Annotated in this window: 15 protein-coding genes; 11 read left to right on the forward strand and 4 right to left on the reverse strand. The window is 59.7% G+C overall.

The features are described 5' to 3' along the window. Positions 1 to 18: 18 nt before the first annotated feature. Entirely contained in the window at positions 19 to 723 is a 705-nt protein-coding gene (locus J4E00_RS01700) for a hypothetical protein (protein WP_208173277.1), read from the reverse strand. Between the two features lie 581 nt (positions 724 to 1,304). On the opposite strand from J4E00_RS01700, the gene J4E00_RS01705 reads away from it, so the two are divergent. Next, entirely contained in the window at positions 1,305 to 4,349 is a 3,045-nt protein-coding gene (locus J4E00_RS01705) for a SusC/RagA family TonB-linked outer membrane protein (protein WP_208173278.1), read from the forward strand. 21 nt (positions 4,350 to 4,370) lie between these two features. Next, positions 4,371 to 6,011 (forward strand): RagB/SusD family nutrient uptake outer membrane protein, encoded by a 1,641-nt coding sequence (locus J4E00_RS01710; RefSeq protein ID WP_208173279.1) that lies wholly within the window; start codon positions 4,371 to 4,373, stop codon positions 6,009 to 6,011. Between the two features lie 447 nt (positions 6,012 to 6,458). On the opposite strand, the gene J4E00_RS01715 is transcribed toward J4E00_RS01710, so the two are convergent. Beyond that, positions 6,459 to 6,809 carry a DUF3140 domain-containing protein gene (locus J4E00_RS01715; protein ID WP_208173280.1) on the reverse strand — a complete coding sequence of 117 codons (351 nt, stop codon included), beginning with the start codon at positions 6,807 to 6,809 and terminating at the stop codon, positions 6,459 to 6,461. 157 nt (positions 6,810 to 6,966) lie between these two features. Between J4E00_RS01715 and J4E00_RS01720 the strand changes: the two genes are divergently transcribed. Both J4E00_RS01720 and J4E00_RS01725 read left to right on the forward strand, forming a co-directional pair. After that, complete coding sequence (locus J4E00_RS01720; protein WP_208173281.1) at positions 6,967 to 7,569, forward strand: hypothetical protein; 603 nt, start codon at positions 6,967 to 6,969, stop codon at positions 7,567 to 7,569. 386 nt (positions 7,570 to 7,955) lie between these two features. Further along, positions 7,956 to 8,804 carry an N-acetylglucosamine kinase gene (locus J4E00_RS01725; protein ID WP_208173282.1) on the forward strand — a complete coding sequence of 283 codons (849 nt, stop codon included), beginning with the start codon at positions 7,956 to 7,958 and terminating at the stop codon, positions 8,802 to 8,804. Between the two features lie 105 nt (positions 8,805 to 8,909). On the opposite strand, the gene J4E00_RS01730 is transcribed toward J4E00_RS01725, so the two are convergent. Beyond that, positions 8,910 to 11,783, reverse strand: a complete 2,874-nt coding sequence (locus tag J4E00_RS01730) for an alpha-amylase family glycosyl hydrolase (RefSeq protein WP_208173283.1) — start codon at positions 11,781 to 11,783, stop codon at positions 8,910 to 8,912. Positions 11,784 to 12,012: 229 nt separating this feature from the next. On the opposite strand from J4E00_RS01730, the gene J4E00_RS01735 reads away from it, so the two are divergent. The 3 genes from J4E00_RS01735 (at position 12,013) to J4E00_RS01745 (ending at position 15,271) form a co-directional block, all read left to right on the forward strand. Further along, the gene (locus J4E00_RS01735; RefSeq protein ID WP_236049375.1) at positions 12,013 to 12,975 is read left to right on the forward strand and encodes a DUF2279 domain-containing protein; all 963 of its coding nucleotides are present in this window, start codon (positions 12,013 to 12,015) and stop codon (positions 12,973 to 12,975) included. A gap of 132 nt (positions 12,976 to 13,107) precedes the next feature. Next, positions 13,108 to 14,346 (forward strand): Smr/MutS family protein, encoded by a 1,239-nt coding sequence (locus J4E00_RS01740; protein ID WP_208173284.1) that lies wholly within the window; start codon positions 13,108 to 13,110, stop codon positions 14,344 to 14,346. A gap of 244 nt (positions 14,347 to 14,590) precedes the next feature. Continuing rightward, entirely contained in the window at positions 14,591 to 15,271 is a 681-nt protein-coding gene (locus J4E00_RS01745) for a response regulator (protein ID WP_208173285.1), read from the forward strand. 218 nt (positions 15,272 to 15,489) lie between these two features. Here J4E00_RS01745 and J4E00_RS01750 read toward each other — a convergent pair whose 3' ends face one another. Beyond that, the gene (locus J4E00_RS01750; RefSeq protein WP_208173286.1) at positions 15,490 to 16,737 is read right to left on the reverse strand and encodes a hypothetical protein; all 1,248 of its coding nucleotides are present in this window, start codon (positions 16,735 to 16,737) and stop codon (positions 15,490 to 15,492) included. Positions 16,738 to 17,309: 572 nt separating this feature from the next. Here J4E00_RS01750 and J4E00_RS01755 point away from each other — a divergent pair. The 4 genes from J4E00_RS01755 (at position 17,310) to J4E00_RS01770 (ending at position 22,426) form a co-directional block, all read left to right on the forward strand. After that, a complete protein-coding gene (locus tag J4E00_RS01755; RefSeq protein ID WP_208173287.1) occupies positions 17,310 to 19,361 on the forward strand; it encodes a tetratricopeptide repeat protein in 2,052 nt (683 codons plus the stop codon). A gap of 72 nt (positions 19,362 to 19,433) precedes the next feature. Further along, the gene (locus J4E00_RS01760; protein ID WP_208173288.1) at positions 19,434 to 20,375 is read left to right on the forward strand and encodes a metallophosphoesterase; all 942 of its coding nucleotides are present in this window, start codon (positions 19,434 to 19,436) and stop codon (positions 20,373 to 20,375) included. Positions 20,376 to 20,431: 56 nt separating this feature from the next. After that, entirely contained in the window at positions 20,432 to 20,617 is a 186-nt protein-coding gene (locus J4E00_RS01765; RefSeq protein WP_208173289.1) for a hypothetical protein, read from the forward strand. A gap of 117 nt (positions 20,618 to 20,734) precedes the next feature. Further along, the gene (locus J4E00_RS01770; protein ID WP_208173290.1) at positions 20,735 to 22,426 is read left to right on the forward strand and encodes a hypothetical protein; all 1,692 of its coding nucleotides are present in this window, start codon (positions 20,735 to 20,737) and stop codon (positions 22,424 to 22,426) included. Positions 22,427 to 22,532: the final 106 nt, after the last annotated feature.

The raw sequence follows: 22,532 nt of genomic DNA on the forward strand, positions 1-22,532 counted from the left end.
GCCTCAAGCCTTTTTTGCTCACCGGATGGTTTCGCCGCTGCCAGCCCCGCGCTCGGAAGCATCGGTTTTACGCAACGTATACACGGCCCGTACGGAGTCGATGCCCGGCAATCCGTTGGATTGAAAATCAAGCAGGGAGCCTTTTTTCTGGGGCCCTTTCACGAAGTGGCGGTACTCTTCTGCCGACTCGCGCACGACGTACAGGATACCAGTGGAAGGCACCTTAAGCCGCGAGAAAGTGCTGCGGCCATCGCCAGCCGACCGCCGGTTTTCTTCCGCCACCAAACTGGTGCCTAGCAGCCGGAACTTCGTCGCGTCGCTGCCGGGCAGGGCTAGGTTGCCGAGCCCGTCCACGAATACTTCGCGGCGGCTCATGAGGTGTTCCAGGTCCAGGGTTTTGAGCAGGCCCAGATTTTCTTCCGACATCACGAGCTGTTGCACCGCTTTGCCGGGGGCAGGCTCCTGGTAGTACACCAGTATCGGCTTTTTCAACTTTATCTTACTAACCACCATGGGTGGTGGCGCGTCCTCTTCTTCGTTAGCGCCTTGCGTGACAATGGGCGTGTAAACCGGTGGAGGCTTGGGGGCATTTTTGGTAGCCGGAGCGGGCTTACCCGCAGGCTTGGGTACCGGTTTATGCACACCCGGGCGGGACTGGGCCCAGGTGACACCGGACAGGGTAGAGCCCAAGAACAAAGCAAGAAGTAGAAGACGCTTTTTCATTTTCTAAGGAAAAGCCAAAAGTAACGATGAGATAGTGGCTTCGCAAGGTCATTATTGGCCTTCGCTCCAAGGTGCAGTGCTATCCGCGGCTGCCAAGCTGCCAAGTCGGCCCCGAATAAGGATTAAGTTACCCGAGTTTCTGGAGTTTTGAGATGGGGAGTGATTCCTCACCATACCAGCTACCGCTACAAGCTAACTTGGGTGAATCCAATTACGAAATACAATCGTTTGTCCAAAAACAAACGATTATCAATCCAATCTTTTTTTTCTCACTGTGCTATCGTTTGCAATTTCTGGCCATTTCGCTCATGTCAAATGATTATTCACAGCTAAAATGGTTAAACCGGGCATGCAAGCAGATTTTCAACATGTTGCAAAACAATAAATTACCCCAACAACTGCCACTATTTATGCTCAAGCACATCTTAAAAACAATATGCGTAAACCCTCATTTATATCCTAAGTAAACACCAATTAAAGGGGCTATACAAAACTACCTTCAACAGGTATCGATGCTATTTTTCGGTAACTTTACGGCCCCAATACCAAAAATTTTTCCCACCATTAATTTTTCTCATTTCATGAAACACCCCTATTTAGCGAAACTCCTGTTTCTGCTATCGTTTGTGTGCTTCGGCTTTGTTCCGGGAGCGTATGCTCAGACGGGCTCGGTCAGTGGCAAGGTAACCGATAGCAAGAACGAAGGAATTCCTGGCGCAACGGTTCTCATCGAGGGCTCAACATTAGGCAGCTCGTCCAATATGGACGGCACGTACAACATTCAGAACGTACCAGCCGGGGCACACACCCTGGTTATCTCGTTCGTAGGCTACAATACGGTACGCCGTCCGGTAACGGTAACGGCTGGCCAGAACACCGAAGTAGCGGCAGAGCTGACGGAAAATACTACCCAGCTCTCGGAAGCGGTGGTGGTAGGCTATAGCTCGCAACGCCGCCAAGATGTGACCGGGGCCGTAGAACAGATTACTGAGAAGCAGTTTGTGAAAGGCCAGGTAACCAACCCCGAGCAACTAGTACAAGGTAAGGTCGCTGGCGTGCAAATCACCAGCGGTGGCGGGGCCCCTGGGGCCGGCACCCAGATTCTTATCCGCGGTGGCTCATCACTGAACGCCTCCAACCAGCCACTGATTGTGATTGATGGGGTACCAGTCGATAATGCCACTCTTGCTGGCGCATCCAATCCTTTGTCGCTCATCAATCCCAACGATATTGAGAGCATCACAGTATTGAAAGATGCTTCATCAACGGCCATCTATGGTTCACGGGCTTCAAACGGTGTTATCATCGTAACGACCAAGCGTGGAATTTCAGGTGAAAAAATCCGGGTGAATGTCTCAACATTGAACTCAGTAGCCACGCCGGCCAAGTACGTGCCGGTACTGACTGCCGATGAATTCCGAGCCTATGTAAATCAGTATGGCAACGCCACGCAAAAGGCAGGCCTCGGCACAGCAAATACTGACTGGCAGAAGGAAATCTACCGGGCGGCTTTCACTACTGACAACAACGTGAGCGTAACTGGCTCGGCGGGCAAGGTTCCGTTCCGGGTATCGGCTGGCTATCTGAATCAGAATGGCTTGCTGCTTAAGAACAGCCTTGACCGCTACTCAGGTTCGGTAGGCATTACACCACGCCTGCTCAATGACAATCTGAAGATTGACATCAACGTGAAGGGTTCAGTTATCAAAAACAATTTCTCGGCCCAAAGCGCCGTGAACTCGGCCGTTTACTTTGACCCTACCCAGCCAGTTACGGGCTCCGAGACGCGCTTTCAGCCATATGGCGGCTATTTTGAGTTTCTACTGCCAGCTGCCGGCAATACTTATACGCTGAACAATAACTCTTCTCTGCGCAACCCGGTAGGCTTAATTAACCAACGCCAAGACCTGAGCACGGTTAAACGTAGCATCGGCAACCTGCAACTCGACTACAAACTGCCGTTCCTAACCGGCCTCAGTGCTAACGTAAACCTGGGCTACGACGTGCAGCGCGGCGAAGGCACGCTGGCCGTACCCGCGTCGGCCGCTTCTGACTTCACCCGTGGCGGTATTAGTCGTCAGTATAAGCAGAATCTCGACAACCTGCTGTTGGAAACTTATGCCAAGTACACCCACGACCTGGGCGACAAAACGCACCTTGAAGTCTTGGCTGGCTACTCATGGCAGCAGTTCCGCAACACCCAATTCAACTTCGACGATAACAAAGCTGACGGCTCAGTATATATTCCAGCAAACCGGACTTACGATGGGCAGCTCCAGTACACCGACCAGTATAACCTGCTGTCGTTCTATGGCCGGGCTAACCTGAATATCAGCGACCGATACCTGTTTACGGGCACGTTGCGGGCTGACGGTTCCTCGCGGTTTGGTCCGAGCAATCGGTGGGGCTACTTCCCCGCTGGTGCAGTGGCCTGGCGTGTAAAAGGCGAGAATTTCCTGGCCGATTCCAAATTTGTATCGGACCTGAAAGTACGCTTCGGCTATGGCCAGACCGGCCAGCAGGACATCGGTATTACTAACCTCTATAATTACCTGCCGCTCTCAACGCTGAGTACCAGCACGGCGCAGTACCAGTTGGGCAGCCAGTTCTACCGCACCCTGCGCGCCAACCTGTATAACACCAACATTAAGTGGGAAACCACTAATACGTTTAACATCGGCTTGGATTATGGCTTCTTCGGTGGCCGCTTTTACGGTACAGTTGATGTGTATAAGCGCACTACCAACGACCTGCTGAACAACGTATTCGTGGGTGCTGGCTCCAACCAATCCAATGCAGGCCTTTTCAACGTAGGTTCGCTTGAAAACCGTGGTATTGAGGTGGTTGCTAACGTAGACGTGGTGAAGGGCGAAAAATTCAACCTGACCGTAAACGCCAATGCTACCCTGAACCGCAACAAGCTGACCAAGCTCACCACTTCGGACAATCCCAACGCGGTAGGCATTCAGACCGGTAACATCTCCAACTTTGACGGTTTGGGCAGCCAGACCATCCAAGTGAATACGGTGGGCTACGCTTCGCAGTCTTTCTACGTGTATGAGCAGGTGTATGACACCAATGGTAAGCCGGTTGAAGGTGTATTTGTAGACCGCAATGGTGATGGAACTATCAATAGCCTAGACTTGTACCGCTACAAATCAGGCCGCCCGCAAGCCGTCCTCGGCTTTGGAGCCAACATGAACTACGGGAAGGCTTCGCTGGCCTTCACAATGCGTTCCAACCTTGGCAACTATGTGTACAACAACTTGCGCGCCCGTGCTCTGTTTGTGCAAAACTCCAATGGCTTTGTGCGCAACGTTTCTGACGAAGCACTTTACTCGGGCTTCACTAAAAATACTGACCGCCAGTTCATTTCTGATTACTATATCGAGAACGGCTCTTTCCTGCGCATGGAGAACGTAACGTTGGGCTACGACTTTGGCTCGCTTCTGAAGGAAGGTACTACGCTAAACCTCTCGGTAGCAGCTCAGAACCTGTTCTTGATTACCAAGTACAAAGGCCTCGACCCGGAAGTTGTTGACCCAACCAATGGCTCGTTGGGCATCGATAATACGATTTATCCCCGTCCGCGCACGTTCACGGTAGGCCTCAACTTTGGTTTCTAATCCCTTTATTCCCTGTTTTATATGCGTAACAAGTTCATCCGTACTCTGGGAATGCTGGCGGTTGCTGCCGTATTGCTTCCTGCAGGCTCCTGCACCAAGGATTTGGACCAGGCACCTACTTATCTGGCCAGTGCCGACGTTATTTATCGCGACCCGGCTCAAATCCTGCAAGTGCTTGCTCGCCTCTATGGCGGCTTAGCCGTAACAGGCCAAACGGGCGGCAACGGCCCTGGTTCGGCGCAGCCCGACCTATCGTTCATTGACGAGGGCTACTCCAACTACATTCGCGCATACTTCAAAGCGCAAGAGCTGACCACTGACGAAGCCATCATTGCTTGGGGCGATGCTGGCCTGCCCGACTATAACCGCCTGACTTGGAACGCTGACAACCAGTTCATCCGCGCCATGTATGAGCGGATTTTCTTCCAGATTTCGGCCTGCAACGAGTTCATTCGTCAAACCTCCGACGATAAGCTGGCCAGCCGTGGCATTACCGGACCTGAAGCCGGCACCATACGTCAGTATCAGGCCGAAGCTCGTTTCCTGCGCGCCCTGAGCTATTTCCACGCCATCGATATGTTCGGCAATGTGCCGTTTGTGACGGAGAACTCGACTGTGGGCGAAAACCCGCGCCAAGGTACTCGTGCCGAAGTGTATACCTACATCGAGAGTGAACTGCGCGCCATTGAGCCCCTCCTGCTAGCACCTCGGTCCGTGTATGCTCGGGCTGATAAAGGGGCTTGCTGGGCGTTGCAGACCAAGCTCTACCTGAACGCTAAGGTGTATAACCCCTCTGTTACCGGCAACTTCGACGCGGCGGCGGTAGCTGCTGATAAATTGTTGCGCGCCTCGTCGGGCTACTCCCTGACCCCGAACTATACCCACCTCTTCCTGGCCGATAATGACCGGGCAGCTCTCCGGAACGAAATCATCTTCCCGGTGGCTTTCGATGGTATCAACACCCAGAACTACGGGGGCACTACCTTCCTAGTGCACGGCTCGGTGGGCGGCTCAATGGACGCGGCTGCCTATGGCATCATCAGCGGGGGCTGGTTTGGCATGCGGGCACGCCGCAACCTAGTCGATTTGTTTCCCGGCTTCCCGGGTGCTACGACCGACCAGCGTGCCTTATTTTACACGGCCGGGCAGACTCTTGAGATTACCGACCCGTCGGCTTTCACCGATGGCTATGCGGTAACAAAATGGCGCAACGTCACATCAACTGGCGTACCTGGCAAGGACGTCACTGGCACGTTTGCAGATACTGATTTTCCAATGTTCCGGTTAGCCGATGTTAAGCTGATGTATGCCGAAGCTGTGCAGCGCGGAGCTCAGCCCATCAGTACCAGTGGCACTGCGTTGCAAGCCGTGAACGACGTGCGCTTACGCGCCGGAGCTCCAGCACTCGCTTCCTTCACCGGCGATGGCCTCCAGAACATCCTGGATGAGCGGGGCCGTGAACTTTATTGGGAAGGCAGCCGCCGTACCGACCTTATTCGCTTCGGCAAGTACGTATCGGGCTACAACTGGCCTTTCAAAGGCAACCGGGGCGCGAGCGACATCACTACCGGCCGCGACGTGGAGCCATTCCGTGTGCTGTTCCCAATTCCCACTACCGATTTGGTAGCGAATCCCAACATCAAGCAAAACACCGGCTACTAAGGAAATCCCGGCGGGCGGTCTCACGTTGGGCCTGCCCGTTGGTTAGCCACCTCCTAGCAATTACTAGCTACGATGTGGTGCTGAATCTGAACGCTACGTCCAGACCTACTTACACCATCACACGCTGTCCCTAATCGGGCTTGATTTGGAAAAAAGCCTCGCCTACTGGCGGGGCTTTTTTGGGTTTGTAGGCAAAAACACGAACCATTCCTACACTAATTGCTAATTTCGTTCTACTGCTCAATAATTCCCTCCCCTATAATACTGATTACCGATGGCGGCTCTACAAAATGCAGTTGGTAGTTAACGGCAGCGCAGCTAACGTTACTGGCGGTACAGTAACTGTTACTCCCTAAGCTGCTTGTTCGGTTTCACCGGGTATAAGTTCAACTATAAAAGGAGCTGCTGGGATTCCAGCAGCTCCTTTTTTTGTAGTCAGTGGCCTTGCTATTTCTTCAGCGGGTCGTGACCCCAGTTCATGAGGGAGTAGCGCCAACGCGAAGCTTCGATGTCGGCGGCATGGTGGGGGCCTTGGGCCAGGTGGCGGCTCACGTAGCTGTGCACCTTGTGCAGGTGGGCTTCGTCATCGGGCGTAAGGTCGGCTTGTTTCTTGTGCAGGATACGGACAATGTGCTCGCCGGAATGGTGACCGATGCTACTGCCGTCGCCACTGTCCTGGCCTACCGATTTAGACTCATCGGTTTTGAGCCACTTCTCCAGCTCAGCAGCCGTCATGTTTACATCTTGTTTAAAGGCAGCGTAGACGTCGCTGGAATCGGAGGTTGAGGGGGCGGCCATGTAGTGGGAATAACTGATTTTAGGAAAGGACTTTCAGAGGGTTACTGCTGATTGCTCCGCTGGGTTACGCACGAACGCAACGCCTGTGTGGTACTCCTCAAGCTTCGGCGCACTACTTTTGTCCAAATTGTCTAACACTTCTTAATTTAATACGCTTATGTATCGTCTACGCATTACGCTAGCTCTACTCCTGCTTTCAATGCCTGGCCTGATGGCCCAGGCCCAGACCAAAAAGAAGACAAACAGTGGGGGCGGTAGCAGCGCTTCCGGCTACAAAACCGGCATTGGCCTGCGGGGCGGCGGCTGGTCTTCAGGCCTCACCATTAAGCACTTTTTGGGCAGCGGCAAAGGTGTAGCCATCGAGGGCCTGCTTACGACGGAGTACAAAGCCCACGGTGGCCGCCTCACCATTCTGGGCGAGAAGCACCACAGCATCGCCGATGCCAAAGGCCTCCAGTTTTATTACGGCGCAGGCTTTCATGCTGGTGCTTACCAAGGCCGCTACTACTTCGCCGATGAGCGGTATTATTACAATGGCCGCAACGGCGACGTTTACTTTATCAAAGGCAACAAAGGCGGCTACTATTACGACGAGAACACCTACCTCGCCATCGGCGCCGACCTCATCCTGGGCCTCGAATACAAACTGCCCGACCTGCCCTTTGTCGTTGGGGTCGACTACAAGCCCTTCTTCGAGGTTTTCCACGGCTACACCGGTTTCTACAACGATGTAGCCGCCAGCCTGCGCTTCACGTTCTAAGCAGCCCATGCAGCGGCCCAGCTCCGGAGGAGCGACCCGCGCTGGTTTTGCGGTGCAACAGGTAAGCAAAGCCCCAGCGGGGCCGTCCCTGGAGGCGCCTCACTTATTTGGTGAGGTCTCCCTCCGGGTACGGCCCCGCTGGGGCTTTGGCTTCTATTGGGGCTCCTCTCTTCTACCTATGGGTCGACCGTTGGACTTGGCCCGTACCTTGGGCTTCTTATTTTCTGCAATAGGCCAGGCTTTTTCAAGTACCCTCAAAATCAGACACGCTATAACGGATGTTTTTTGAAAATAAATTGCTGCAATCGTTTGCTCGAATCGGTCTTTATGACCTGTTCCCGCACTGATTGCTACTTTCGTTCCCCTGCTCAACAATTCCCTCCCCTATGATACTGATTGCCGATGGCGGCTCTACAAAATGCAGCTGGTGCCAGCTCGACGACGCCCACAACCGCGTATACTTTAATACCGAGGGCTACAACCCTGACTTTGTGGACACTGCGGCTATCGTGGCCTCCCTCAACCAAAACCTACCCGATACTTTGCCCCGTGAGCAGGTAACCGACGTGCACTTCTACGGCGCGGGGGTTTCATCGGCGCAGAAGGCTGAAGTCATTGCGGCGGCGCTGCGTCAGCTTTTTCCCAATTGCAAAGCCCACGTGACCGAAGACCTGCTGGCGGCGGCCCGGGCCCTGCTGGGCCACAAACCTGGTTTCGCGGCCATTCTGGGCACTGGCACCAACTCGTGCATCTATGATGGTGAGAAGATTACCTATAATGTAGACTCGCTGGGGTATTTCCTGGGCGATGAAGGGTCGGGGTCGTTTTTTGGCAAGCGGCTGCTGCGCGACTACCTGCGCGGCCTACTGCCGGATGGCCTCCAGGAGGCGCTGAAAGAAGAATACCACCTGGGCACCCGCAACGAAATTCTGGACCGGCTCTACAACCAGCCGCTGCCCAACCGCTACCTGGCCAGCTTCGCCAAGTTTGCCTACGACCACAACAATGTGCCTTACTGTCGCGAAATCGTGTTCGATGCCTTCGAGACCTTCTTCCAGAACTTGGTGCTGCACTACCCGCGCTTTCAGGAATACACGTTCAACTGCGTAGGCTCGGTAGGCTATAACTTCCGCGACGTGCTAACCCAGGTGGCCAAAAACCACGGCATGGAAGTCGGCAAAATCATTCGCTCCCCTATTGATGACCTGGTGGCCTTTCACGCTAGGCAAGCCTAGGCTATTTAGCTGATAGCCGTATAGCTTATTTAGAAAGCACGTTGCTTAAAGCCAAAAAAGGCCGCCTCTGTGCAGAGGCGGCCTTTTTTATGGGAGTCGTATTAGTTAATGCTGCACGACCAGGCGGGTGGTCTGGATAAGCTGCCCGGTACTGAGGCGCACCAGGTAGATGCCATCGGCCAGGTCCTGCACGGGGAGGGTGACCTCGTGCGCGCCCGTGGCCTGCGGCACGCTACCAGCAATGGTGCGAACGGTGGCACCCAGCACGTTGTGCACTGTGAGGGTGACGGTGGCCGGGGCGGCCAGCTCGTAATGGATGCTGACGGTGCTGCTGCTGGGATTGGGGGCGGCAATGAGGCGCAGGGCGTCGGTGGTGCTGGCTTTGGTGGGGAGCAGCGCGGCCTTGCGGATGCGGCGCGAGGTGTAGACGGCGTAGGCGCCGGGCGCCAGGGTAATGAGGGCGTTGACGTTGGTCACGGTGATGCTGTCGCCGCTGAGGTAGTTGTACCACTTGCCCGTGCGCTGGAAGGCCGGGTCGATGGTGGTACTCGTCACGTCGAAGTTGCCGATGACGGTCACACTCGTGTTGGCATCGCTCAGGTGGATGGACTTGCCGGCGTCGGCCAGCGACTGGGTGTAGCTGGTGGGGTTGGCAAACACGGGCTCGCGCTTTTTGAGGGCAATGAGGGCGCGGGTTACTTCGTAAAGCTGGCGGCGGTTGGGATTCTGGTAGTAGGTCCACACGGGAGGCTTGGCGCTCAGCTTGCACTGGTCGTTGCCGTAGGGTGCGGGCAGGGTCCCATCGGAGCACATGAAGATGGACTTGTCGTAGCCCAGTTCGCCAAACTGCCACAGCATTTTGGGGCCGGGCACGGTGAAGAAGAAGGCCGAGGCTAGTTCCTGGCGGGCCAGGGCGGTGTTGAGGTCGCGGGTGGTGTAGCTGCCGTTGGGGTCGAAATTGCCGAAGGTGAGGTTTTTATACATCAGGCGCTCCTCGTCGTGGCTCTCCATGTAGGTTACCAAGTTGGGGCCGTTCCAGCCGCGGCCGCCCTGGGTGATGCTGCCGTAGTAGCCGTAGCTGAAGTTGGACCCGGGCAGGTAGCCCATCGTGGCCTCGTTGTAGTTATAAGTAGCGTTGCCCCATAGCATAAAGCCGTAGTTGGCCAGTACGGTGCCCTCGGAATTGTCGGGGAAGTGCTCCAGAATGGGATACAGGTTGGGGTCGACGCTGACCATGTGCTGGTAATAGTCCTGCCAGATGTTGATGCGCGACTGGTCGTAATTGGGGTATGTGGTGGTAGTGGTAGGCGTCTGGGTGAAACCGCCGGCCAGGTCGAAGCGGTAGCCGTCGATGTGGTATTCCTGGAGCCAGAACGACATCACCTGTTTTGAGAAGTACTTGGTGAGCGAGCTGGCGTGGTTGAAGTCGTTGTACACGCTGTAAGGATGCGGAGCCGTCTGGTTGAACCAGGGATTGGTGGTCGAGGGCGCGCCGTTGGCATCGGCGTAGAGCTGCACCATGGGGCTCTGGCCAGTGGAATGGTTCAGCACCATGTCGAGAATTACGGCAATGCCGCGGCGGTGGCACTCGTCGATAAACTGCTTGAGGGCCACCTTGGTGCCGTAGTACTTATCGGGCGCGAAGTAGAAGTCGGGGCTGTAGCCCCAGTTGTCGTTGCCGTCGAATTCGTTGATGGGCATCAGCTCGATGGCATTGACGCCCAGGCGCGAAAGGTAGCTGAGGGTGTCGCGCACGGTCTGGTAATCGTGGTAGTTGGTGAAATCACGCATCAGCAGCTCGTACACCACCAGGTTAGTGCGGGCGGGGCGCTGGAAGTTGGTAGCCGTCCAGACGTAAGGCGTCTGGTTGGTTTGCAGCACCGACACGATGCCCGTGGTCTGGCCCGTGGGGTAGGATTTCAGATTTGGGTAAGTACGGGCCGGGATGTTCTGGTCGTCGTTTGGGTCGAGGATTTTCTCGCAGTAGGGGTCGGCTACGCGCAGAGTGCCGTCCACGAGGTACTGGTAGGCGTATTCGCGACCGGGCGTCAGGCCGTTGATTTGCACCCACCAGTTGTTGCCGTCGGGCGTCTTGTTCATGTAGGCGCCGTTGAGGGTCTGCCAGTTATTAAACTCGCCAATGGCATAGGCAAACTGCTTGTTGGGAGCCGTCAGGTTGAGAATCACCGATGTGCCGCCGTTCAGATAAGTGATGCCGTCTTTGGTACCGGCCGGCAAAGCGGCAATGGTAACCGCAGGCCGCACCACGAAGATGATGGAATCGACGGCCGTGGAAGCGCCGCTGGTGGCCGTGAAGCGCAATACGTTGCGCCCCGTCTGGCCAATGGTGACGCTGGAAGTGAGTGTGGTGCCGCTGGCCTGCTGCGCCACCGGCGTGCCATTGAGGCTAAACGCCAGGCTGGCCGAAACCGAAGCCGTGCCCGTCACGCTCACCTGCGCATTAAGGTTGACGAACAGCGGGTTGCCGCCTGCCCCCGGCGTTGGACTGGTGATGCGCGCCGTGAGGCCAGCCTGCGCAGCATCGACAAAAATATCGCCGCCGCCCGTGGCCCGGCCCACAATGGAACCGTCGGCATTCTTGAAAATCATGCCCAGACGCAGCAGTGTTTCGGCCGCCGGAATGGGGTAGTAGGTGCGCGGTGTGATGGTAATGCGGTAGATATTGGGGTTGCCGGCGTCGCGGGTCATCAGGGCCGTAGGGTCGGCGGTGCCAAAGCTGGGGCTGTGCACGTTGCGCCAGTTGGTGTTGCTGCTGCTCAGGTTGGTCACGGTACCGGTCCAGATGTAGACCGGGCCGGTGAAGTTGGCTAGGGCGCCGTTGCCCTGCGTGGCGTCGAAAGTGATGGTGACCGGCGTGGTGTCGGTGAAGAACACCGGCGAGGTGGTCACGACCTGGGCCTGGGTAGTCCAGGCAACTAGGGTCAGCAGCAGGGCTGCCAAGCGTCGAAATGTTTGCATGTGGGAATTGGGAATGGTGGGAGTTAGGAATGGAGTAAATACCCGGGGTTGGCAGAGAGTTTGGTCAGGGCATTTGTGGAAACGTTTGCCTTTGATTTATTTAATTATTTCTCGGACAAACCAAGTCGCAAGATACGGAATGTGCATCCCACAACGGGTTTCTCCGGGCTTACCTTTGGCTTTTATTGCTCGACCGAGACGCATGGCATCAGCCTTTTTGAATTGGAGTTTGGGACGAAGCAGGCTCCTGCTAGCGGCCAGTGCGCTGGCCACGGCGGCACCGCTGCGCAGCCAGGCCCAATTCCCCGCTTCCCCAGACAGCCTGGCCACAGACCGCGTGCTGCTCATGGGCCCGGCCGCACGCACTCTCTCTGACTCGGCCGCACTGCGCAAGCGTCGCCTGCGCCTGCTGGTGGGTGGCACCGCGCTGAGCTATGGCGTCATCTACACGGGCCTCACCACGGCCTGGTACACCGGTGAGCGGACCTCGCTGCACTGGTTCAACGACCTGCCCGAGTGGCAGCAGCTTGACAAGTGTGGGCACTTCTGGGGCGCCTTCCAGGAAAGCCGGGGTGCCGTGGACATGCTCCGCTGGGCCGGACTGAGCGAGAAAAAGGCCATTTGGTACGGCTCCTTCGTGGGCTTCGTAGTGCAGAGCCCTATTGAAATCCTGGATGGCTTCGACCCGGCTTACGGGGCTTCGGCGACGGACTTGGGGGCCAATTTCCTGGGCTCGGCCGGGCTGCTGGCCCAGCAGCTGGCCTGGCACGACGTCCGCATTATGCCCAAATGGTCGTTTCACCTCACCAGCTACGCCAAGCAGCGGCCCAACGTGTTGGGCAGCAACGTGCCCGAGCGGCTACTCAAGGACTACAACGGCCAGACCTACTGGCTCTGCACCGACGTGGGCGCTTTTTTGAAACCGGGCAACCGCTGGCCGCGCTGGCTGCAGCCGGCCGTCGGCTACGGCGGCCAGGACATGGTGTACAATGACGACGGCACCAACGCGGCGGCGGGCCTGCGCCCCTACCGCCAGTTCTACCTGTCGCTCGATGTGGATTTGCGCCGTATTCCCACCCGCAGCGTACTGCTGAAACGCGTGTTCTACACGCTCAGCATCTTCCACCTGCCGGCCCCGGCGCTGGAATACAACGGGCGCAACGGTTTCCAGTTTCACGGCCTCTATATGTAGGCGGCGGACCGCAGGAAATTGTTTATCCATCCGCACGGCCTCTTCTAACCGTACTTTTGACGAACCCACCCCGCCCCGGCTGTTGTTTTCACTCACTGAAAACCGCGCCGCCTGGCGCAAACCCGAAATGTTATGAATGTAGGAGACAGAGTCCGGCTATTGACCGGCACCGAAGAAGGCATCGTTACCCGCCTGCTCGATAGCGAGTTGGTGGAAGTTGCCATTGACAATGATTTTACCATTCCCGTGCTACGGCGCGAGGTGGTGGTAGTGGCCCAGGAAGAAGGCAAGAACTTCGACCGCGCCGCCATCGACTACGGCCCAGGCCAGACACCCGGCCGCAACGCCAACGCCAGCAAGAAAGACAAGAGCAAGCATACGGTCCACACGCCCGGCCCCGCCAAACCGGCCCAGCCCTCACTGCAAGAGGCCCTAGCTGCGGCGGCCTCCAGCGGCGCGGGCATCGCGAAGCCGGCTGGTAGCAGCGGCCCGGTAGCCAGTAGCGGTGGCAACGCCAAGCAGCCGGCGGCGGCCAAAGGCCTGTTTCTGGCCTTGGTGCATCAGTCGCCGGAGTTGCTGGGCGTCACGCTCATCAATAATACCGAGGCCGACGTGCTGTATACCTACGGCGAAGAAACCAGTGCCCGCCCCTACCGCGCCCTGGCCGCCGACAAGCTCGGCCCCAAGGCCAGCACCAAGCCCCTCTCCTTCCTGCACCTCAAGGACTTTGAAACCTGGCCCGCCGTGGTGTTTCAGCTGCTGCCCACCCGCCCGAATGGCGACGCGGCCTACGAGCTGCTCACCAAGCGCCAGGCCTTCAAAGCCAGCACGTTCTACAGCAGCCAGCGGCCCGCCCCGGTGATTGGCAAGGATGCCTACCTGTTCCAGCTGGATGAGAAGGCCGCCGCGGCCATCGCGCCCGAAAAGCTGGCCCAGGAGGCCCCCGCTCCCACCCCCGAGCCTGCTAAACCTGTCGGCGTGGATGCCGCCGCCCTCAAGGCCCAGCTGAGCGGTGATGCGCCGGCCAAGCCAGTGGCCGTAGTGGCTGCCGCCGCGCCTGCCAAGCCCGCCGCGCCGGTGGTGGCGCCGCCGCACGAGTTTGACCTGCACCTCGAAGCCCTGCGCCCCGACAACAAGGAGGAGCTGAGCAACACGGCTATTCTGCGTCTCCAGCTTGATGCGTTTGAGGATGCCCTGACCCGCGCCCTGGCCACCAACATGCACGAAATTGTTTTCATCCACGGCCTGGGCAGCGGCACGCTGCGCAAGGAAATCCACCGCCAGCTCAGCCGCAATAAGGACATCAAGTTCTTCGAGGACGCTCAGAAAGGGAAGTTTGGTTTCGGCGCCACGCTGGTCCGGCTGAAGTAGCACAGGCTTTTCCAGCTTGTATGGACGGCTTTGCCTTTCCCGCAGTGAGCGCAGTGGTAAAGCATTGATACGAAGTGTATTTTAGTAAAAACACACTACGAAAATGCTGCCTATTAGGCAATCTGAAAGTTTTGCGCGAGCCCCCGGCTACCTGGCCGGGGGCTTTTCCGTGTTTGGGCACCGCACTGAAAAACAACATGTTTATGCCATACCCCCGCGTGGGTTTGGATGGGAACTTTGCGTCATGCAATTCCCCTTTGCCCTGGCCATTATCGAAGACCAGGCTACCATCCGCGAAACCCTGCACGAGTACCTCTGTGCCCAACCGGAATTCCGCTGTGTGCTCGTGGCCGGGTCCATCGAAGCATTTTTGGAGCTGCTGCCCACGGCCGCGGTGCCGCCGCAGCTTATTCTCTCCGACATCGGCCTGCCCGGGCTGACCGGCACGCAGGGCCTGCCCTTTATCCTGACGCGGCTGCCCCAGGCCCAAGTACTCATGCTGAGCGTGTATGCCGATGCCGGGCGGGTATTTGAGGCGCTACGGGCCGGGGCCGTGGGCTACCTGCTGAAGAACACCCCCTTGGCCCAGCTTAAGGAGCACCTGCTGCACGCGGCAGCCGGTGGCTCGCCCATGTCGCCCGGTGTGGCGCACTACGTGGTGCAGGCCTTCGCGCAGATGCCCGCCACGGCCCCGCTGAATTCGGGAATTGCCCTGGCCGACCTGCTGCCGGCCGAGCCCCTCACCAACCGGGAGCGGGAAATCGTGCGCGGCATTGAGGGTGGCCTCAGCTATAAGCTCATCGCCGACCGCTACTGCATCAGCATCGAGACTGTGCGCAACCACATCCGGGCCGTGTACCGCAAGCTGCAAGTAAACTCCAAAGCCGAGCTGATGGCGCACGCACTGAAGCGGCAGCGCCGGTAGCGAAAGCGAAATGCTGAATGCAGGACCAGCCTCAAGCCTCTACCCCCGACGTGTCCACGCTGAAACAACACCTGGCCGCCGGCCGGGCAAAGGTGTCTTAGGCGCAGAAGCAGGGTTGCCCAGCGGACGGCAAACAGCAGCCAAAGTCGGACGGGAGTTGCCCGCCAGCTCACCGGTCGGCTAACCGTAGCCCTGTCAGGTGCGCGCGACGGTGCCGACTAGAAGTTGAAGTCGCGCGGTTCGCCAGCCAGCTCACGGCCGCGTAAAATAAATTTAGGCTGGTAGGTTTCTTCCTCAGCCCAGTCGAGTTCCGCGAACGGCTTGCGGTCGCCGTACACCTTTGGGCCTGTGACGGGTAAGCCCAGCGTGCGGCCTTGCTCCTGCTCTTGCCAGACCTCGGTCAGCACATCGGCCAGTTGGTGCCCCCACGCCCGCATCCCGGCTGCTATTACCGCTAGTCGCCAGTCGGAATGAGCAGCGATGGGCCACGGCGACGCTTGGCTCTCCAACGCACGCTCTATCCAGTGGGTAGCCTCGTACAAATAACCGTTGCGGCGCAGGGTATCGGCGCGGTCGGCCTCGTACCAGCGCAGCAGGCGCGGCAGCTCGGCGGGGGTTTCAAACTGTTGGAAATACGGACTGTAGTCCTTAGCGCCGATAAATGGGTGCCACGGAAGGCTCGCGGCCATGTCGCCACGGCCGCGCTGGGCGGCCAGCTTCTCCGCTTTGTCGGCTTCGGTGATGCCAATGTAGTATGCCTCTTTTTCGCCGCGCACGTCGGGAAGGGCCATTAGGGAGCTCGCGCCGATGGCCGCGTCGTGGTACCTGTACCACGACGGCAGGGTGCGGTATGCTTGGCGCTCGGCGGAGTCGTACCCATCGTCGTCCTCGTCGTTGGCGTCTTCGCTGCCTGCGGCGCTACTCCGGAAGGTGTCGTAGGCCTGCCAAGACCAGTTGCGGTTGGGCTCGTAGGAGTCGGAGCGCAGATAATCCTTGTAGAGGGCCACTTCGTCGGCGGTGATGGGCGGCAGCCAGGGGCAGTGCTCAATGTACTTTTCCCACTGCCGGAACTCTTGGGTGTGGCGCACGCCGGGCAGGGTAATTTGCTCGGCCCGCCAGCGGCATTGCAAGTCGAAGAGCTTCTTCTGCTGAATCTCCCACAGGTCGTGGGCTGCTTCCTCACGGATTTCTACGAAGTGTGCCCCCGCCCGTTTCAGCAGCATTGGCCCTTTGATGTAGGCGGCGGCTTTGGCATTGGCATACATGCGGGCCATGTGCGGCTGGCTTTGGGCGAAGTATGGCGCCATGGCCTTCGCAAACGCCGGCAGCGCCAGTAGCTCGGCCTCAAATAGGCGCGATAGCCCGGTCAGGTCGCGCTTGCCCTGCGCTTCTTTGATGTATGCGGCCCGCGCCTCGGGGGTGGTTGGCAGCGTGGGGTCGGAGGATGAGGGCGGCAGGTCTTCCATTAGGTAGATGGGCTCCTCATTAGCAAGGCGCCCTTAAATGTAGTGGTCAGCTTGCAAAGTGTACGGCAGGGGCCCAACTGCTTTCATATCGGACCAATTCCCTCAACCACAGCATCGGCCCCCATGCGCGGGCGGCTCGGTATTCACGCAGCAGAAGCTGGGCGCGGGCCGCGCGCAGGTGGGCTATGTCGAAACCGGCTAGCAACAGTGGTGCGCGCCTACTCCCCGCGATACGTCTAACATCCAGGCCGCAAGCTTGAGCAGCACGGGCACCCGCGTGGTGACGGCTGATGCCAATGGCAACTTCAGCGCCGTGGCTGGCCACCGGGAGCCTGCTCACACGCCTGGCAGCTAGCCTAAGTAGCATGGCTCTTATCACTGGCGCATCTCCCGCCGCTTTTGTTGCACCTTCCAGCGCTTGGCCAACGGCGCAGGCTTTTTCAAGTCATGGAGTCAGCTATTTAGCAGCTTTTCTTTCTTGAACAGGCTGTTGGTGGGCTCTTGAAAATGCTGATGGGCAGATTTGTCTGTTTATTTGCTGGGCTTATCGCATCTTTTCGGGGTCCATTACTATGCTTTTGTTTGCCCGGTACGGGGTGCTGCTGGCTGGCTTACTGGCCGGCCCCGTAATGGCGCAGGTTCGTTCCGCTGCCCATCCGCTGCCACCGCTGCCCGATAGCCTGCGCCCGGCCGCGGCTACCGCCCATACACCCACCGCCCGGCTGGCCCTGTACCTGCGCGCCACCGCTGCCTTTGCCACGACCGTCGATTCGGCTCAAACCGTGGCCTACGCCCAGGCTGCCGATGCCCTGGCCCGGCAGCAAGCCGACTCCGCGGGCGTGGGCCGTGCCCTCAGCCTGCGGGGTTTCCTGCTGCTGCAGGTAGGGGCCCCCACCGCCGCCGCTCCCCTGCTGCACCGGGCCGAGAAGCTGCTGGGCGAAGCTCCCCTGCGCTGGCAGGCCGCCAACCACGCTTATCTAGCTTGGCTGCTAGGCGACACCGACCAGCCCCGTCCTGCGCTGGCCTACCTGCGCCGCGCCCATGCCGAGTACGGCCGTCTGCACGATGTGGCCGCCCAGGCCGAGCTCTCGGGCACGGCCACCGTAGTCTACCTCTACCAGGGCCGGGCCGATTCGGCGGCCTTTGTGCTGCTGCGCGCCGCCCGCCAGCAGCACCGCCTGGGCCGGGCCGCCGACGAGGCCAATACCCTGGGTAACCTAGCCTCCGTGCTGCACCAGGCTGGCCGCCTGCCCGAAGCCGACCGCTACGCCCACCAAGCCCTGGCCATGCTGCAGGCCCGCCACGCCGACGAGTTGCTGCCGCCCGTGTATCAAACCCTGGGCAACATTGCCTGGGCCCGCCACCGCCCGGCCGAAGCTGTGGGCTACTACCGCCAGACCATCCGGGGCCTGCGCCAGCAAAACCAGGAAGGCATCCTCACCTCCTGCTACGGCAGCATCGCGGGGGCTTTCAGCGACCTGGGCCGGGGCGATTCGGCCATCTACTACCAAACCCTGGCCCTACGCCTGTGCCAGCAGCAGGGCCAGACCACCCAGGTGGCCACCGAGATGAGCTCGCTGGCCGCCATCTACTTCCATCAGCATCGCCTGCCCGAAGCCGAACACTGGGCCAAAGCCAGCCTGGCCGCGCAGGGCACCAAGCTGCTTCAGAATACCCGCGCCCTGCTCGTGCTCAGCAGCGTGGCCAAGGACCGGGGTGATTTCCGGGAAGCCCTGCGCTGGCAGGAAAAGGCCCGCCACCTCGAAGAAGACCAGTACAAGCGCCAAAGCCAGGAAGAGGTGCAGAAGGCCCGCGCCGAGTTTGAAACCGACCGCGCCGAGCAGCAGGTAGCGCTACTCACGGCCCGCACCCGCAGCCAGGCCCAGGAGGAAGAGCTGCTGCGCCTGCGCGCCCGGCAGCAGGTGGCGCTGGTGGGGCTGCTGGCCCTGTTGGGCCTGGGCCTGGGCATCGGCTTATTTGTGCGCTACCGCCGCCGGCTGACCGCCCGTCAACTGGCCCACGATGCCGAGTTGCGGACCCAGCTGGCCGCCGACCTGCACGACGACGTGGGCTCGCTGCTCACCCAAATCAGCCTGCAAAGTGACCTGCTGCGCGAAACGACGGCCGCCCCCGAAGCCACCCTGGCCCGGCTGGAGCGCCTGAGCGACACCAGTCGCCGCGCCGCCCGCCAGATGGCCGACGTGGTGTGGGGCTTGCACGCCAGCTCGGCCGAGCTGCCCGAGGTGATGATGCACATGCGCGAGCACGCCTACGAAGTGCTTTCGCCCATTGGCCTGGCCATTGACTTTGCCGTGACCGAGGAGGCCGCCGCGCTGCGCCCCAGCGTGGCCGTGTGCCAAACGCTGTACCTGCTTTTCAAGGAGGCCCTGCACAACGCCGTGAAGCATGCCCAGGGCGCTACCCAGGTCACCATTCGCCTAAGCCAGGATGGCGGCCAGCTCTGCCTGAACGTGCGCGACAATGCCCCGGGCCCCGCCGCTACCGCCCGCCCCGGCGGCCACGGCCTCACCAACATGCGCCGCCGGGCCGAGGCCGTGGGCGGAGCCCTCCACATCGTGGCCGAAACAGCCGGCTTTCGGCTGGTGGCCTGCCTGCCCGCGTAGTGGTGCTGGCACTTCCCAAACGGCTCTGCAACCCGAGCGCTATACTTGTTCTTCTGTTAATCCCCTTCCTTTATGTACGACCTCATCGGCGATATTCACGGCCACGCGGCTGAGTTACACCTCATGCTTAACCAGTTGGGCTACGAGCCCGATGCCCAAGGCATTCACCGCCACCCGGCGGGGCGGCAGGTAATTTTCTTGGGTGATTTTATTGACCGCGGCCCGGCCATTCGCGAAACGCTGCAAGTGGTGCGCGGCATGGTGGACGGCGGCGCGGCCCTGGCCGTGATGGGCAACCACGAGTACAATGCCCTTGCCTTCTGGACTTTTCACCCCGGCGGCGGGCACCTGCGGCCCCACCTGCCGCACCACATTCTGCAACACCTCGAAACCATTCGGGCGTTCAGCAGCAAAGAGCTTTTTGCCGAATGGCAGGATTACCTGGCGTGGTTCATGAAGCTGCCGCTGTTTCTGGAGCTGCCGGGGCTGCGCGTGGTGCACGCCTGCTGGGATGCCCGCTACATTGCTTACCTGCGCGAGCAGCTCCCCGATGCCCGCCTGACCGATGACTTTCTTTTGCGCGCCAGCCGAACGGGTTCGGACGAGTTGGCGGCCATCGAAGTCACGCTAAAGGGCCACGAAACCGCGCTACCCGGCAATCACCACTTCTTCGACAAAGACGGCCACCGCCGCACCATGGTGCGCACCGCGTGGTGGCGCAACCCCGTGGCGGCCACCTACCACGACTACTTTCTGGAGTCCATTGAGGCACTGGCCGGCCTGCCGGTAGACGTGGCCGCCCTGCCCGACGCCAGCTACTACCAGGACGAGACGCCCGTCTTCTTCGGCCACTACTGGCTGCGCGGCGAACCCCGGCTGCTCACGCCGCACTCTGTGTGCCTCGACTACAGCGTGGCCAAGGGCGGCGAGCTGGTGGCCTACCGCTGGCACGGCGAGCAAACGCTGACGCCGGACAGCCTGGTACGGGTAGTGGGCCAGCAGGCAGAGCAGTAAACTACCGGGGTTCCCAGCTTCCTCGGTCATCTCCTTTTCATGGCTGGCTTGATGCTGTGAAGCGCTGGTACCAGCGCAACGATGAAGGATTTATCAGCTTGGCTACCGCTACGCCCCCGCCTTATTTCAACAACGTGCCTGTTGTGGCTGAGCAGCGCCACTACTACGCTGACTGCTTGAAAAAAACGGAGCAACCTGGAAGCACTGCGCCCCAGCCAATACACGTCGGTACCCGTACCTAAATCATTTAGGCACCGTCATTCCTATAGTGCTGCCGCCCGAAAGCAACTCTTACCTTTGTAGCATCCCTCGGTCCGATTGGGCCGGGGGATTTTTTGTTTATCACCATTCTTCTCTCTATGCCCAACTTCTTCTCTCTTTGGAGCCGTGCGCTATTGCTACTGGCTCTACCTTTTGCTGCGCAGTCCCAAAACGTGGGCATTGGCACCACCAGCCCCACCCAGCCGCTCGATGTGAACGGCAACGTGCGGGTGCGCGCCCTCAACGGCAGCAGCACCCGGCTGGTGCAGGCCGATGCCAACGGCAACCTGACCCCGGCCTCCGCCCTGTACCCCACCGACGGGGCCGCTGCGGCCCCACTGGCCAGCACCACCCCCGGCCTCAATAACCCGCTGGTGGCCCTGAGCGGCACCTTGGCCGTGGTGCTCAACCGGGGCGCCAGCTCCCTGAGCCTCTACGACCTGAGCAACCCCAACGCGCCCGTGCTGCGCGGCACCCTCACCGATGCCACCAACTTGGCCAATGCCCAGGAAGTCGCCACCAACGGCACAGTGGCCGCCGTACTCTGCAACACGGCCAATGGCAATGGCAGCGACATCGGCCTCACGCGCCTCTTCACCCTGAGCGGCGGCACGCCCGCGCTGGTCAATACGCTCGTGCCTCCGCCCGGGGCCCTATCAGCCGTCAACGGGGCCATGACCATTCTCGACAACCGCCTTTTTGCGGTGTATGACAAGGCGGGCAGCCCCGGCGTCTTCAACGTGTACGACATCACAACGCCGGCCACGGCCACCCAGCTGGGCAGCAGCCTCACGGCCCCCTTCAGCTACACGCCACAAGCGGCAGCGGCGGCGGGCAGCTTCGTGGCGGTGAGCAGCATGTACGGGGGCGTTTCCATCATGAGCGTGGCCAACCCGGCCGCACCGGTGGCCGTGGGCAACACCGGGTTTCCGGGCTACAATGGCGGCTATGACGTGCCGGTAGCCCTTACTACCTCCACGCTGTGCTCCCTCACCATCAGCAGCAACACGCTGAATACCTACAGCCTGAGCCCGACCGGCGTGCCCACCTTGCGCAGCACTTTTGCCACTGCCACCACCCCCGTGAGCGTGGCCCTGAGCGGCAGCCTGGCCTACGTGGCCTGCCGCGTGAGCGGGGCCAATGTGCTCCAGATTATTGACGTGAGCGGCAGCACAGCGGTGTTGCGCGGCACCGTACCGCTCGACGCGACGGCTAACAACGTTGCCACCACCGGCACCCTCACCGCCGTGGCCAGTGGCGCAGCCGCCAACACGTTGCAGGTTTTTAATAGCGGCCGGGTGCTCACGGTGGCCCCCGATGGCAGCATCAGCAGCATCCCGGCTCCCAGTGGCACGGCCTTCATCCAGAACCAGACGGCCACCGCCCAGTCCGGCGGCTTCAACGTGGGCGGCAACGGCACGGTGGGTGGCACGTTGAGCGTGGGCACCAGCGGCACGGCCGGCAAAATATTGACCCCCGGCACCGGCACCCGCAACATGCTGGCCGTGGCATACGGGCAAATAGGCGGAAATCCTGCTACGCTCTACAGCACTTCGGGCAACTACACGGCTGTGCGCACCAGCACGGGTGTCTACACCATCACGTTCACAGCGGCCAGCGGATTGAGCGGAGTCAGTACCGCTGGCTACACGGTGCTGGCCTCCTGCATGGGTGGTCCAGGATTCGCGAACTGTATCGGCTTTGGCACTGGCACCATTACAATCGGCACTTATTCTCCCGGTGGTAGTCAGGTCGACGGCTACTTCTCCTTTGCCGTTTTTGCTCCCTGAGCGTAGTACTCGGCCTTGCCGTGTTGCGAAAGCCTCTGTCCGCTTGGCCGGAGGCTTTTTTATAGCGGCCGGATTTTCTGTAAAACATACCCGGTCGTGGCATACC

This window comes from Hymenobacter negativus (genome assembly GCF_017571495.1).
In the GTDB taxonomy this organism is placed as follows: Bacteria; Bacteroidota; Bacteroidia; order Cytophagales; family Hymenobacteraceae; genus Hymenobacter; species Hymenobacter negativus.

Bases quoted from the DNA above. Each gene is read 5' to 3' on its own strand.
- J4E00_RS01730 (WP_208173283.1), bottom strand. From the start codon at position 11,783: ATGCAAACATTTCGACGCTTGGCAGCCCTGCTGCTGACCCTAGTTGCC.
- J4E00_RS01720 (WP_208173281.1), top strand. From the start codon at position 6,967: ATGTATCGTCTACGCATTACGCTAGCTCTACTCCTGCTTTCAATGCCT.
- J4E00_RS01745 (WP_208173285.1), top strand. From the start codon at position 14,591: ATGCAATTCCCCTTTGCCCTGGCCATTATCGAAGACCAGGCTACCATC.
- J4E00_RS01705 (WP_208173278.1), top strand. From the start codon at position 1,305: ATGAAACACCCCTATTTAGCGAAACTCCTGTTTCTGCTATCGTTTGTG.
- J4E00_RS01715 (WP_208173280.1), bottom strand. From the start codon at position 6,809: ATGGCCGCCCCCTCAACCTCCGATTCCAGCGACGTCTACGCTGCCTTT.
- J4E00_RS01750 (WP_208173286.1), bottom strand. From the start codon at position 16,737: ATGGAAGACCTGCCGCCCTCATCCTCCGACCCCACGCTGCCAACCACC.
- J4E00_RS01700 (WP_208173277.1), bottom strand. From the start codon at position 723: ATGAAAAAGCGTCTTCTACTTCTTGCTTTGTTCTTGGGCTCTACCCTG.
- J4E00_RS01740 (WP_208173284.1), top strand. From the start codon at position 13,108: ATGAATGTAGGAGACAGAGTCCGGCTATTGACCGGCACCGAAGAAGGC.
- J4E00_RS01710 (WP_208173279.1), top strand. From the start codon at position 4,371: ATGCGTAACAAGTTCATCCGTACTCTGGGAATGCTGGCGGTTGCTGCC.
- J4E00_RS01725 (WP_208173282.1), top strand. From the start codon at position 7,956: ATGATACTGATTGCCGATGGCGGCTCTACAAAATGCAGCTGGTGCCAG.
- J4E00_RS01755 (WP_208173287.1), top strand. From the start codon at position 17,310: ATGCTTTTGTTTGCCCGGTACGGGGTGCTGCTGGCTGGCTTACTGGCC.
- J4E00_RS01760 (WP_208173288.1), top strand. From the start codon at position 19,434: ATGTACGACCTCATCGGCGATATTCACGGCCACGCGGCTGAGTTACAC.
- J4E00_RS01770 (WP_208173290.1), top strand. From the start codon at position 20,735: ATGCCCAACTTCTTCTCTCTTTGGAGCCGTGCGCTATTGCTACTGGCT.